The sequence below is a fragment of the Brucella sp. HL-2 genome (genome assembly GCF_025846885.2).
In the GTDB taxonomy this organism is placed as follows: domain Bacteria; phylum Pseudomonadota; class Alphaproteobacteria; order Rhizobiales; family Rhizobiaceae; genus Brucella; species Brucella quorumnocens.
This window is the reverse complement of the sequence record NZ_JAOYTK010000008.1, coordinates 91,800-105,016: the sequence shown is the minus strand read 5'-3', so window position 1 is coordinate 105,016 and position 13,217 is coordinate 91,800. Positions and strand designations below refer to the sequence as shown.

Genomic DNA, 13,217 nt, shown 5'->3' with positions numbered 1-13,217 from the left:
CATGGCTGAGATGAGCGCCATGGAGGAACCGGCGCAGGCGCAGCCGGTCGTCACGACAGAAGATATCGTGAAGATGCTACGGGAATCGCAGATGACCAATGCCGGGATCACGGTCACGGTCGATGCTGCGATGAAAAACACTTCGATATTTCGTTGTGTGAGCCTGATCACCAACTCCATGGGCATGTTGCCCATGCATCTGATCGACTCCGCGACAAAGGAAAAGGCGCGGGAACATCCGCTTTTCAAGATCCTTCATCGTGAGCCGAATAACTGGCAGACGGCCTTCGAGTTTCGGTCGTATATGCAATACCAGGCACTGACAGAAGGTGATGCGTTTGCGCTCATTGTGCGCTCGCTTGGTAAGATTATCCGGCTGGTCCCCCTGAAATCCTCGCGGGTTTCTGTGAAACAGCTTCCCGACTGGTCTCTGGAATACTCAGTGACGCTACCGCAAGGCGGCGTTCGTAAATTTCCAGCGTCGGACATTTTCCATCTGCGCGGCATGTCGGATGACGGGATTCGCGGCATATCACTTGTGAAAGCGGCGGCTGAATCCATCGCAATCGCTATCCAAGCTGAAAAGGCTGCGGCGCGGCTCTTCAAGAACGGCATGCTGGTCGGGGGCAAGATCAAGCACCCCAAAAAGTTAAGCGATCCGGCGAAAGACTACATTCGAAAGAGCATTGAAGAGGCCAACTCCGGCGCTTCGAATGCTAATCGATGGATGTTTCTCGAAGAGGATATGGACGCTGAGCCATTCTCTGTCACCGCCAAAGACAGTCAGCATATGGAAACGCGCAAGTTTCAGGCTGAAGAGAATAGCCGGGTATTCGGCGTTCCCCGTCCGCTTTTGATGTTGGACGAAACCAACTGGGGAACTGGTGTTGGTGTGCTTGGGCAGTTCTTCGTTCGCTACGGTTTGCAGCCTTGGTTCACCGCTTGGGAACAGTGCGTGCAGCGGTCTCTCCTCGAAGAGGATGAGAAGGAGCTGTTTGAAGTGAAATTCAATGCGGGTGCGCTGATGCGCGGCTCGATGGAAGATCAAGGCGAGTTCTTCGCCAAGGCGCTTGGTTCGGGTGGTCACCAACCTTGGATGACAGCCAATGAAGTGCGTGGCCTTCAGGATCTGCCCGAAAATCCCAACGGAAACACGCTGGCAGGGCCAGCCAACGTTAAGCAGGAGACGACTGATGTCCCTTCGTGAGTTGCCTGAGATCCGTGCATTTCAGCAAAGCGATATTCTTCATTTCGAGCCGCCCGCAGAGACTGCAGCTGAGTTTCGACCAGAAATTCAGGCAGCTGCGCCGAAAGGGCAGGCGGTTATCTCGATTTATGGCCAGATCGGAACGTCGATATTCAGTGACGTTGACAATACCGAACGCCGGATCGGCACCGAATTGCGGGCAATTGGACCGCGAGATGTGACCGTGAATGTCAACTCGCCGGGCGGCAATTTCTTTAATGGTCTGGCGATCTACAATTTGCTGCGTGCGCATCCGGCGAAAGTTACGATCAACGTGCTTGGAATGGCCGGATCTGCCGCATCGGTGATCGCCATGGCAGGTGACGAGATCAACATGGCCGATGGTTCTGTCATCATGGTGCATCGGGCCTCTGCACTGATCGCTGGAAACCATCACGATGCGAGAGATGCTGCTGAAACCTTGGCCGACGCGGATGACGGTATGGCTGAGATTTATGCAGCTCGCGCGGGTGTCGAAAAGTCGGTCGCACTTTCGTGGATGGATCGCAGCCGGGGTAAAGGGACGGTGTTCACCACTGCCAATGCCATCGAAAAGGGGCTGGCGGATAAGAAGATGGCTCCCGGCACGGTCAAGTTGGTGACGGCTGATGTGTCCACAAAGCCTATCCCCGTCGAGCGCACCATCGAACGCGCATTGATGGCTTCCGGTAGCTCCGCAACGGACGCAAAATCTATTGTTTCTCAACTCAAATCGGGCAAGCGCGATGCTGTCCCAAACGTCACGCGAGACGCTGACAGACTACGGGACGCTGTGATGCGCGCCCGTTCAACCCTCCAAATCTCCTGAAAGGTCTGATTATGACTAAGCGTATCGCAAATCTTGCAGCTTTGACTGCATCCAGTGGCCTCTTGGCAATTCGTGCCGATCTGACTGATCCGGTAGCTGTCGTTGAGGCTATGAACCGTGACTGGTCTGATTTTAAAGCCGCTCACGAAGAAAAGCTGAACGGCATCACCAAGAAGTTTGATGATGTCATCACCACAGAAAAGATGCAGCGGGTTGAAGCGCGCATTTCTGAACTGGTGACTGCTCTCGATGAATCAAACGCTCGCATGGCGGCAATGTCTGTCGGTGCTGGCGGTGACGGCAGCCCTGAACTGTCAGCGGAAGATCGTGAATATCAGGCAAAGTTTGACAGCTGGTTCCGCGACGGTGACGGTGAGAATGCGCTCAAAGCCATGGTGCGTGACGGTAATATTTCTGCGGCCTATTCTGTCGGCTCGGATCCTGACGGCGGCTTGACGGCACCTGTCGAATGGGATCGGACAATTACTGATCAGCGCGTTGAAGTTTCTCCAATGCGCCGCTTTGCTACCGTGCAGAATGTGACAGGAGCTGGCTTCAAGCGCCTTTATAATGTGCACGGCACGACATCGGGTTGGGTTGGTGAAACTGATCCTCGCCCTGAAACGGCAGGATCACAACTACGCGAATATGCCTACAGCTTCGGTGAGATCTACGCACAACCGGCTGCGACGCAAACTATTCTGGAAGATTCGGCCATTGATCTTGCTGCATGGTTGTCGGATGAGGTGAATACCGAATTTGCGCGTCAGGAAGGGATTTCCTTTGTGAGCGGTGACGGCATCAAAAAGCCAAAAGGCTTCCTGATGTACGATGCAGCTGCTGAAGCGGCGCTTCCTGTGGATAATCGCCACCCTCTCGGCCCTGTGCAGGAAATTGTTACAGGTTCCGCTCTTGATATCACCGCCGATGGCATCATCGATCTTGTTTATGGTCTGCCGGAAGATCGCAGTGTTGGTGCTGCACTCTTTGGCAACCGCAAGACACACGCCAAGATCCGCAAGATGAAAGATGGTCAGGGTAATTATCTCTGGCAGCCACCATTCCAGGCAGGCCAGCCAGCGCAGGTTCTTGGTAATCCGTTCAATGAACTTGCCGGTATGCCTGACGTTGCAGCGAATTCCATTCCACTCGTTTACGGCAATATGTCCGAAGCTTATCGCATATTCGACCGCGTTGGCATGTCGATCCTGCGCGATCCGTACACCAAAAAACCTTACGTCCTGTTCTACACCCGTAAACGCGTCGGCGGCGGCATGTGGAATCCAGAATGGCTTCGCTATCAACGCGTTGCCGCTGGCGAATAAACCCAACCCGAAAACCAAAATGAAGCCATCGCAGCGCTGATTGAGGCGCTGCGAATTTCATTAGCCATTGGAGAGACCAATGAAAGCGATCGTTGTTAAGGCGTTTCCGGGTGTGCCGGATGGTGAGATCCACGCCAAAGATTTCAAAGTGAATGATTTCGTGGAAGGCAAACTCGCGGGAGTTGCTATCACACAGGGATGGGCAGTGCCGGAAGGTGACGAGTTGCCAGAGGACCTCGAAGAGCTCCGAAGTAAAGCGGCACAAACCATTGCTGATATTGAGCAAACCGTTGAGGACGCTCGCATCAAGGCATTAGCCGATATCAATTTGATCAACACATCGATCAATGATGCGCAGGCAGAGGCAAACACGAAAATTGCCGACATCAATAAGACGGTCGATGATGCTCGCACTCAGGCCAATGACGATATTGCAGGTATCCGCAAGGAAGTGGAAACCGCTCGCTCTGATGCCGATACTGAGCGCTCGGTGATTGCAAAAGAGATCTCCGACGCACGCGAACAGGCCAACAATGATCTGAATGCGTTTGCTGATGAGGTCGAAAAGGCCAAGAAACCAAGTAAGGACAAGTAATCATGGCGACCGTCGTTATTGAGCCGCCGCAGCCATTTGTTACGCCTGCCGACATTGCCGGGAGTCATTCCGAGGATGATAGCGCCGTCGCAGCGATGATCGAAGCTGTGACGGAAGGTATCGACGGTCCCTCCGGCTGGCTGGGGCGGTGCCTCGGCCCGCAGACGCTTGAACAGCAGCAATGTGATTTTTCCGATCTGCGCATTCGCTTCCCCCCTGTCATCGAGATTGTCTCAATCGAATTTACAGATCGACAAGGTGTCGTCTGGTTCATTCCGCCTGAGAATTACCGTCTGGTTCGATCATCGGTGCAGCCGGAAGTGCGTGGGATTCCAAATTTTCGGTGGCCCACGGATATAGCCGCTGATCCGGATGCTGTCCGTATTCGCTTCAAGGCGGGTTATGACGGAAGTGATGGCGTTGGCGATCTGCCTAAGAGGGCGCGACAGGCCGTCATTCTGGCTACTCAGCAGATGCTTACGACGTTCGGGCCTGCGGGAAATGTACGGTCTGAGGATGTTGAGGGCGTGGGATCTACACAGTATCTCGATGCTGATAAAGTGGCTGCGGTGGTTCAGTCAGCAAGTGAAAGCCTGTTGTCTACGTTGAGGATCCCGCGATGACACCTGAGCACGCCATTGCGAAACTGCAACGTCAGCTCGCCCGCCACGGTCAGAACGTGGATTTGCGTAAGATCGCCAATGGCCAGACACAATCTGAAGCATTGGCGCAGCGGGCTTTCGTCCGTGGCTACAAGCCTGAGGAACTGATCGAGCAGATCCAGCAAGGCGACCGAAATGTTGTGCTTCTTCCTGACGCGCCTGCTGTCGCTCTTAGAAAGGGTGACAAGATTGTCATTGCCGGTGCAGCCGCCAGTGTCGAGACGGCCGAAATCGTCCGCATGAATGATGTGTCTGTGCGGGTGAACGTGAGGGTTCGAGGATAATGGCAACTGCTACCAAGTTCGAATTCTTTGACCGGGCGATTGCGGTTGCGACGGAAGGCTTGTCGCAGGAAGCGATATCGGCGGCACTTGCCAAGATGGCCAAGGAAGAGCTGGCAAAGGCTATTCAGTCAGGTGAGGGCAGTCGTTTCTATGAGCGCTATGTTAATCGCGTCAAAGATGCACCTGAAGAAAGCGTCTCGGCTCCCGGCCCGATTGTCTATGAGTTCGTCTGGTGGCAGGCCGTTATCAATGAAGCTATATCAGGGTTACGGGAATATAGCCCGCGCAAGTCTGGCCTCTATCAGGATTCCTTCATTGTGTTGGCCGATCAGCGCCCGGTGATCAACTTTGACGAGATCTCGGCTGACGCTGAGATTATCATCACCAACGTGCAGCCATACACGCGCAAGATCCAAGTGGGTGCCATGAAAATGTCAGTCCCGCCACGCCTGTTCGAACGTGCGCGACAGCGCATGTTCCGCCGTTTCGGTCAGTCCTTCATCAGCGTGCAGGTCAAGTTCCTCAATCTGCCGTCAGGTTTGCATCGCTTGGTTCCGTATGTCCTGACCGGACATCAGCGAACGATTGCAGCAAAGGCCGTTGCCAGATCAAGCGCGCATCGAGCCGGACGCACCACGCTTGCGCGCCGTAAGGACACTGAGGCTGGAAAGCCGCTCACCTATCCCTCATTGGTTATCAATCTGGTCCGCTGATCATGGCAACACCACAAACATTTGAGCCGATTGAGGATTTCCTCAAATCGCAATGGATCGACACGCCTCTGGTTTTCGAGAATGAAGACTGGCCGACACCGGATGAACCTGAACCGTTCGTCTTTGTCGAGATATTCGGCGATCTTATGGATCAAGCTTCAATCGGCGCGGAAACACAGGCGGCGAACCGCTGGCGTGAAAATGGTCAGCTTAGTCTGCACGTGCTGGTACCGCGAGGTGGCGGAACGCGCAAAGCACGCCAATTATCCCGCCAGCTGTATGATCTGTTTCGCGGGCAGGAAATCGGAGCAATCCGGTTCGGAACGGCTTCTATCGGGGCAGGCGAACCCGGCGAAATGGACGGCAACTATTACCGCATGACCGTGACCATCGATGTGGAACGGGATGAAGGCTGAGGCCTCATAATATTCCAGCGCCGTTCGGCGTTGGTCACCTCTCAACAATCTAACATTATGGAGATGAGGCCATGGACAGCAATCGGCTGCGCATGACTTGGACTGACGAACTCACGCCCGGCATAGTACCGGCAAATCCGCGCATGCGTGTTGTTCGTCTGACTGGTGAATCCTTGCAATATAAGCCGGTATTCATCAACTCGGAAGAAATCCGCTCCGATCGCATGAACTCTGATCCGATCATGGTCAATGTGCAGTCGCAGGGCGCGGTCAATGGCGAGTTGTCTTATCCGCCTGACGGTAGCCCGTTTTCGAGCTGGCTCCGTTCACTCATGTCTGCGCCGTGGTCGCTTCGACCGTTCCGTGACAATGACGGTGCAGCCGCAAGCGTCATTACCGGCGTTGCAGCTGCGACCGGCGTTGTAACAGTAACTGCAGGTGCTGCGTTTGGCGTTGGTCACCTTGTTCGCCTGACAGGCTTTGCTGAAGCTGATAACAACGGCCTCTTTCGTATCACCACTGGATCGGGGACGGTTCCTGCGGTGGGAGCCGACAAGCTGGAAGATGAGGCCGCGCCACCTGCGACCGCACGCATTGCCGTTGTCGGCTTTGAGGGTGCGGCTGCTGACCTGAAAACAGTTGCAGATGGCCTGACCTCGGCGGCGCTCAATTTTACCACTCTAGGCCTGAAGGTCGGACAGTGGATCAAGATTGGTGGTACGGGCGCTGCGTATCGCTTTGATGCCGAAGGCCTCAATACATTTGTTCGCGTCACGGCTATTGCTGCAAACAAGCTCACACTCGACAATCTGCCGGTTGCATGGGCCGTCAATGCTGGCGCTGGCAAAACTGTCCGCGTGTTTTTCGGTGACACGATCCGCAACGGCGTGGATCTCTTTACCGGAACGCTGGAACGTGGCTTCATGAGCCAAGCGCAGCCGACCTACATTGCTCAAAACTCGATGGCGGTGGCGCAAGGTGAGTTCACCTTTGAGGCGGAGCAGATCGCCAAGTGGGCCATGACGTTTAACGGCACCACAGGTTCTCAATCAACCGTCTCTCTGGACGATACGACGGATCCTGAAACCAGTAACCCTGTTATGGCTGCGGCGGTCAACGTTGGCCGGATTGCTGAGAACGGCGTTGCCGTGGGTGGACCGAACTTCGTCCGCAGCTTCAAAGTCAGCGTGAACAACAATCTGCGCATGATCAACGCGATCCGCAGCGATGACAAAGTTGGGCCGGTTGCGATCGGGCAGGGCAGTTTCGATGTGCAGGTCGAGGTCGAAACCTATTTCGGCTCTGATGCGCTCTTGTCGAAGCTTTTTGCAGGAACGCCGACGAACATCAGCACCCGCATCGAGAAAAATCAGCAGGCGCTGATTTTTGCGGTTCCTCGCTACGTTTACACTGATGGCGCGGTGTCAGCGGGTGGTAAAAATCAAGATCTGATGCTGCCGCTCACCGGGCAGGCCAGCAAGGATCCTCTCACCTCGGCGCATCTCATCATTGATCGCCTCGAATATTACGAGAAATAAGACGCCGCGTCATTCGCAGCCCGTATTCTCTAAATAGACTTTTCTGCGGTCAACGATGTAGCGGAAGCTCTTAAAGCCGACATATCCGCCATATTGATTTTTCGCGTTTACTTGACCGCAAATTGAATCCTCGTGGCTGTTGCTTTTGTGAAGCCTTCGGATTTGCGCTGCGAGAGGATCTGTAAAACTTTCAGCGACGTCCTCAGCAATCTGCTTAGCGAGCTTGGGTTCAATACCATCCAGATCATCTACAATGGTTTGAGAGATAGCTGAGCTACTCATCAAGGTCGCCAATATCAAGATTGATCTGAACACGTTTTTTTCCCCTCAGTCGTTTAAAATAACATTGGAAACACAGTCATGAAAAAACTGATTAAGCTCGATAGCTTGAAAGTCGATGTCCATCAAGAGCAGGAAGGTGAGTGGATATTCGTTAAAACTTGGCCACGTCTTGGTGATTTGCCGGGCTTGCAGTTCAAAGTTCGCTCTACAAACAGTCCCGATTATGTGACAGCCAAAACGGCGCAGCAGATTAAACTGTCACAGAAATATGGGACTGAAACCCCTCCGTTTAAGGAGGTTTCTGAGGCCGATGGATATCTCGCGGCGGATTATCTTTTGTTGGACTGGAAGGGGGTAAACGAAAGCTACAATCCTGAACATGCGCGAGAATTGTTGTCCTCTCCTGAAGGAAGAAACATCTTGAATATGGTGTTTTGGTGCGCCGAACAGGTGGGCAGACGACAAGTCGAGTTTTTGGATGAAACAGTAAAAAACTAAAAAGCGCCTTCCGCTATCAGCTCAAGCGGAAGGGGCAAGACGATTGGCTGAAAAAGCTCCGAGCAACTGATCCCGACGCTTTTTCCAGTTTAGCAGAACCAGTTCCGCCGCAGGGTTCCGAAGGGCCGGAATGGTATGGCTTTTACATAAGAGCATGGCATTTCCTGCGATACGATCGCCAGTATGGTGCTTTGGGCGGCGAAAGCCCCATCAGCTTCCTCGCAATGGATTGTTACGCACGAAGATATGGAATCGAAGGTGTTTTCTTCGACACCTTTCGCGCGCTCATAGCTGCCTTAGACGCTGAATGGCTCGATCATCTCAATGAGACAAATAAACAAACTACCGGGTAACGAAAGTTGCCCGGCAGAGTTTTTATAGGGTGGTGCAAATGACGATCCAGCTGAGTTCCCTTCGTGTCGCAGCTGACTTCGACCCGTCAAAGTACAAAGCGGGTATGGATCAAAAAATCGCTGCGGATAAGGCTGGCGCCTTATCAAGCCATTCTGTGGGTGTTGCACTTGCTCAGGCAGACGCTGCTATGGATAAGTCTGCCACAGGCTCAGTACGCCTCAGCAAGGCACTGATTGATGGGTATGCTAATGCGGCTAAGTTCGAGAGCAGCGTTCGCGCAATTGGTCGCGCGGTTGATCGCGGTATGGGGCTGGATCGCGCTGCAGCGCAACTCGAAGGGGCTTATAAAAAGTACGGTCTAGTTGCCGATGCGATGCAGCTGGTGAATCAGGGACACGTTGAACTAGCTCCGTTAGTGACCTCGCTCAATCAAAGGTTAGAAGCTCAAGCCGCCATTTCTCAGCGCGCAGCAGATGCGGCAAGTAAACTCGCCGTCGCACAGACGTCTCAGCTTTCTTACAATAGGCAGCTTGGAATCACAGATCGCGCTTCGAGCGATCTGCGTGGGTCTGATATAAATGCGTATGGACGCGAGCTCGACAATCTGAGAGCAAAATTCAATCCGCTGTTTGCAGCAATTCAGCAATATAAGGCTACACAATACGAAATTCGGCAAGCTCATGCTGTGGGCGCGATTTCGACCGATGAAATGACTTCGGCGCTTAATCGCGAGCGTAAAGCCGCACTTGAGACTGTTGCTGCCCTCAAACAGCGGGGAGGCGCCGTGACAGGAGGTGTGGCGCGCCACAATACAGCAAACATTGCTGCCCAGTTTCAAGATATTGCTGTGACGAATGCGATGGGCATGTCGCCGATCCAGATCGCTCTCCAGCAAGGAACGCAGCTTTCCGCTGTTTTCAATGAAATGGGGAAAGGGCGTGACGTTGTTAGGGGCATTGGTTCTGCCTTCATGTCTATTATTAGTCCGGTCTCCCTTGCAACGATCGGAATAATCGCCGGTGGTTCGGCTCTTGCGCAATACCTGATGTCGCTAAAGTCTGATCTGCCCTCTGTTGATGATGCGATGAAGCGTCATGCAGAACTCGTGCAGCAGATTGGACAACGGTGGCCGGGCGTTACAGACGGCATGCAAAGGTACTTTCAGGAAAGTACCGCAGTTTTGGAAGCGAGTGCGCGCGAAAACGTCAAGGTTTTCGAGAAAGCCGCCAAGGAAGCGTACGCGGCTTTCGACCAAGAGGTCCGGCTCAGTGCCAACATTACAGGTGGAGCGCCAACCACTTTGGTTGATCAGCGTTTCAAGCCATTCGAAGTTGCAATTAATAATCTTCGCGCCAGCGTCAAATCTGGTCGTCCCGATTTCGAGGCATTTTACAAGCAGATCAATGATATTGTAGCCACCGATCCCAAGAACCTTCAATCCTTGGGTGATAAAACAATACATCTGGCCGATGCGATGGTGGAAGCAGATCGGAACACTGCAGCAGCAAAAGCTTCGATCGGCTTAATTGGAGGGGTTGCCGCCGCTCAGACAAAGCAAATCTCCGAATTGACTGCAGCATTGAGTGAACTTGCTAAGATTGGCGTTCCGCAGCTTGATCAGCGTGGCATTGCAGCACAACAATACCAAATCGCCGTCAATCGAGCGGGTGATCGCGAGAGCAAAGATGATGCTTACCTCGCATACCAGTCCGCTCTATCTCGTATCGAGGATCAGGAGAGACTCTCTAGAATGCCGGTTCCCGGCGAGAAACCAAACTTCGAGAGCATTGCGCCAACAAGCACTAAAAAGAGTGGGCGCGAGAGATCAGTCGAACGTGATGCCAATGCTTATCGAGATCTGGTGAAATCTGCACAGGATCGCATTGATCAGATGGGGCTTGAAGAGCAGCTGGTTGGCAAGACCGGGGTGGCTGCTGACGCGTATCGTATGAAACTTGAGCTGATCCAGAAAGCAACTGACAAGGGTAGGACGCTATCGGAGGATCATCGCATAGAGCTGGAAAACCTTGCATCCTCTTATGGGAAGGTTGCGGAACGTGTTGCGGCGCTATCTCTCGCGGAAGAACTTCGGTTCGAACGTGAGCAGCTATTCCGCAGCTCGACTGAACAGCGGGTTGCTTCGACGCTTCGTAGCTCTGGCATAGATCCTCTTTCCAGTCAGGGGCAATTGCTCGCTGGCCAGATCCGGTTGAATGAGCAGCTCGTGGAAAACCGGGACGCAACCTTGAGCTTAGGGCAGTCTCTTGTGAGTGCGTTCGATGACGGCAAGATCACAAGCGATGAACTGTGGAAGTCGATGTTGGGCGGGCTGGATAGAGTTATCGATAAGATGCTTAACGACCTAATCAATGCGATTTTTCAGGTGGGGCAGGCTGGCTCCGGTCTAGGCGGTGGCGGCGGAATATTTGGTAGTCTTCTCGGTGGTCTATTCGGTGGCGGCGGTGGTGGTGGCCTCGGTTACTTCCCTCCTGCGCCATCGATGGGCGTCGGCCTTTATGCCAAGGGCGGTGTTTTTCCGGGTGGTTTGAAGTCTTTCAGCGGCAATTTCACCAATCAGGTTGTTTCCAAGCCTACGACTTTTGCGTTTGCGAAAGGGGTTGGCCTGATGGGTGAGGCTGGCGCTGAAGCAATTATGCCATTGACCCGTGGCAGCGATGGCAGCCTTGGGGTTCGAAACTTTGGCAGATCCTCCAGCTCCGGTTTGTCAGGTGAGGGTGGTGAAAGCCGAACCGTCATCATGGTGGAAATGGCTCCGGATCTCATCGCCAGCATTCTTGAAAAGAGTGGCAATCAGGCCGTGACGATCGTGCAGTCAAATGAAGAGGCGCGGCAGAACAGACAGCAGAACGGTGATTCATGGTAGATAATATTGCTCTTCCGTCTGTACCTTTCGCGCAGTGTGACTTTGATCCCGTTCGTCCTTCCAACACTGAACGTATGGAAGGGCGGCGGGTCGAAAGCCAGTCAACCGGGACGCCATACTGGATTGCGAAATACCGGACCGGCTTTCTTACACGTGACCAGTCCGGGTTAATGGCAGCGTTTCGCACGCTATGCTCGGATAATGGCGGCGTGTTTGCAGCCTATGACATTGATCGGCAAAAACCGTTTAAATATCTGGGCGGTTTCCCATCCGGGTTTAACGGGCAGGGCAATGTCCGATCCTTCATAAACTCGCGATCTGTTGATGTTGACGGCCTGCCCGCTAACTTTGAGTTGGTGCCGGGTGATTATTTGGAGATCCGGCGCACATTGCTTGTGCGTTCTCTCCATCTGGTCACGCAACCCGTTATCGCCAGTGCAACCGGACGGGCAACAGTGAACTTCAACTATCCGATTGATCTACAGCACTTCAAGGTGCCGTGTTCGGTTCATTTCGAGCGGGCGTCTTGCCTGATGCAGATTGATCCCGGCAGCTGGTCTGCATCGAAATCCATGCAGGATCGGCCTGTCAGCTTCTCTGCGACGGAGATGTTTTTCTATGAGTAACAGCACGGATCCGCAGGTAAAGGCACTGGTCGATGCGGGCAATCTGGTCCGTCTGGATCTGATCCGCTTCGATTTACCGGGACGTTCGGTCGGATATCACCGGGGCGGGCGTCCTTACACCTATAATGGTCTCAAATACTTGCCAAACCGCTTTCTGGAATCGGGAGGTGCCACAAGTGCGGTAGGCGTAGGCGTCACCACGCGTACGATTAAGTTCTCGAATATCCCCACGCAGGATCCTGACGATCTGATCGCAAAGATTGAGCAATTTGATTACCTCAATGCGCCTGTCATCATCAGTCATGTAGCGGGGATCCGTGGAACGGATGAGGTCGTCGGCATTTTGATCTCAAACATCTATGAAATCGACAAGGTCACTTATCCGAAGGGTGCGCAGCAAAGTGACGGCACGCGCAGCCTCACGATCAAGATCGACTTGCAGCCTCCGGGGCGCTCTGCGCGCGGTGCAACTCTTGCCAAGCGCTCTCAGGCCGAACAGCAGTTCGATAATGATGCGAACGATACTTGCCTTGAATATGCATCGGTCACCGCGACTGATGTGGAAGAATGGGGGCAGCGATGAGCCGCTTTGAAACCATGATGCCGGTTTTGCAGGCTGAATTAGAAAAGCCGTATGTATTCGGTGAATCGGATTGTTTCTTTTTGGGTTGCCAGATGGCCGATGCCTTCGAGCCGTCACGCGAGATGACATTCTCCTATTGGCAATCATACAAGACGCTGCCCGGTGCGCAGCGCGCTTTGCGCAAGCGTGGCCACAAGAGCTTGACATCATTTTTCGCGCAACATCTTGAGGCGGTCTCGCCAGCTCAAGCGCAGGTTGGCGATATCGTCGTCATTCATATTGAGAATGGCGAGCATGTCGGCATCTGCCTCGGGGCGTCGGGCCGCTTCGTTACCAAGACGGCAGATGGCCCAAGCTACCATCGGGTAGCGGACTGCATCGCAGCTTTTCGGACCTGATCTGA

At 53.7% G+C, this 13,217-nt stretch carries 15 protein-coding genes; 14 read left to right on the top strand and 1 reads right to left on the bottom strand.

Features of this window, described 5'->3' with window-relative positions; genetic code table 11:
* Nucleotide 1 precedes the first annotated feature (1 nt).
* The 9 genes from OIV19_RS12035 to OIV19_RS11995 all read left to right on the top strand — a co-directional run bounded on the left by OIV19_RS12035 (nt 2) and on the right by OIV19_RS11995 (nt 7,587).
* Nucleotides 2–1,207, top strand: coding sequence for a phage portal protein (locus OIV19_RS12035; RefSeq protein WP_264231778.1), 1,206 nt, complete (start codon nt 2–4; stop codon nt 1,205–1,207).
* Nucleotides 1,194–2,054 (top strand): head maturation protease, ClpP-related, encoded by an 861-nt coding sequence (locus OIV19_RS12030; protein ID WP_264231777.1) that lies wholly within the window; start codon nt 1,194–1,196, stop codon nt 2,052–2,054. Before OIV19_RS12035 ends, OIV19_RS12030 begins: the two co-directional genes overlap by 14 nt.
* An 11-nt stretch (nt 2,055–2,065) precedes the next feature.
* On the top strand, nt 2,066–3,379 hold the full coding sequence (locus tag OIV19_RS12025) for a phage major capsid protein (RefSeq protein ID WP_264231776.1): 1,314 nt from the start codon (nt 2,066–2,068) through the stop codon (nt 3,377–3,379).
* A 79-nt stretch (nt 3,380–3,458) separates the two neighbouring features.
* Nucleotides 3,459–3,974: an ATP-binding protein gene (locus tag OIV19_RS12020; RefSeq protein ID WP_264231775.1), complete on the top strand. Its 516-nt coding sequence runs from the start codon at nt 3,459–3,461 to the stop codon at nt 3,972–3,974.
* A gap of 2 nt (nt 3,975–3,976) precedes the next feature.
* Nucleotides 3,977–4,597, top strand: coding sequence for a hypothetical protein (locus OIV19_RS12015; protein WP_264231774.1), 621 nt, complete (start codon nt 3,977–3,979; stop codon nt 4,595–4,597).
* Entirely contained in the window at nt 4,594–4,920 is a 327-nt protein-coding gene (locus OIV19_RS12010; protein ID WP_264231773.1) for a hypothetical protein, read from the top strand. The genes OIV19_RS12015 and OIV19_RS12010 overlap by 4 nt, the downstream gene beginning before the upstream one ends.
* Nucleotides 4,920–5,633 carry a hypothetical protein gene (locus tag OIV19_RS12005; RefSeq protein WP_264231772.1) on the top strand — a complete coding sequence of 238 codons (714 nt, stop codon included), beginning with the start codon at nt 4,920–4,922 and terminating at the stop codon, nt 5,631–5,633. The genes OIV19_RS12010 and OIV19_RS12005 overlap by 1 nt, the downstream gene beginning before the upstream one ends.
* 2 nt (nt 5,634–5,635) lie before the next feature.
* Nucleotides 5,636–6,049 carry a hypothetical protein gene (locus tag OIV19_RS12000; protein WP_264231771.1) on the top strand — a complete coding sequence of 138 codons (414 nt, stop codon included), beginning with the start codon at nt 5,636–5,638 and terminating at the stop codon, nt 6,047–6,049.
* Nucleotides 6,050–6,120: 71 nt separating this feature from the next.
* Nucleotides 6,121–7,587, top strand: a complete 1,467-nt coding sequence (locus tag OIV19_RS11995; RefSeq protein WP_264231770.1) for a phage tail tube protein — start codon at nt 6,121–6,123, stop codon at nt 7,585–7,587.
* Nucleotides 7,588–7,596: 9 nt separating this feature from the next.
* Here OIV19_RS11995 and OIV19_RS11990 read toward each other — a convergent pair whose 3' ends face one another.
* On the bottom strand, nt 7,597–7,869 hold the full coding sequence (locus tag OIV19_RS11990) for a hypothetical protein (protein WP_264231769.1): 273 nt from the start codon (nt 7,867–7,869) through the stop codon (nt 7,597–7,599).
* Between the two features lie 78 nt (nt 7,870–7,947).
* Here OIV19_RS11990 and OIV19_RS11985 point away from each other — a divergent pair, with 78 nt between their 5' ends.
* The 5 genes from OIV19_RS11985 (at nt 7,948) to OIV19_RS11965 (ending at nt 13,212) form a co-directional block, all read left to right on the top strand.
* Nucleotides 7,948–8,367, top strand: coding sequence for a phage-derived protein YdaY family protein (locus tag OIV19_RS11985; RefSeq protein ID WP_264231768.1), 420 nt, complete (start codon nt 7,948–7,950; stop codon nt 8,365–8,367).
* Nucleotides 8,368–8,758: 391 nt separating this feature from the next.
* Complete coding sequence (locus OIV19_RS11980; protein WP_264231767.1) at nt 8,759–11,605, top strand: phage tail length tape measure family protein; 2,847 nt, start codon at nt 8,759–8,761, stop codon at nt 11,603–11,605.
* The gene (locus tag OIV19_RS11975; RefSeq protein WP_264231766.1) at nt 11,599–12,231 is read left to right on the top strand and encodes a hypothetical protein; all 633 of its coding nucleotides are present in this window, start codon (nt 11,599–11,601) and stop codon (nt 12,229–12,231) included. Before OIV19_RS11980 ends, OIV19_RS11975 begins: the two co-directional genes overlap by 7 nt.
* Nucleotides 12,224–12,814 (top strand): DUF2163 domain-containing protein, encoded by a 591-nt coding sequence (locus OIV19_RS11970; protein WP_264231765.1) that lies wholly within the window; start codon nt 12,224–12,226, stop codon nt 12,812–12,814. Before OIV19_RS11975 ends, OIV19_RS11970 begins: the two co-directional genes overlap by 8 nt.
* Complete coding sequence (locus tag OIV19_RS11965; protein ID WP_264231764.1) at nt 12,811–13,212, top strand: DUF6950 family protein; 402 nt, start codon at nt 12,811–12,813, stop codon at nt 13,210–13,212. The genes OIV19_RS11970 and OIV19_RS11965 overlap by 4 nt, the downstream gene beginning before the upstream one ends.
* The last annotated feature ends 5 nt before the right edge of the window (nt 13,213–13,217 follow it).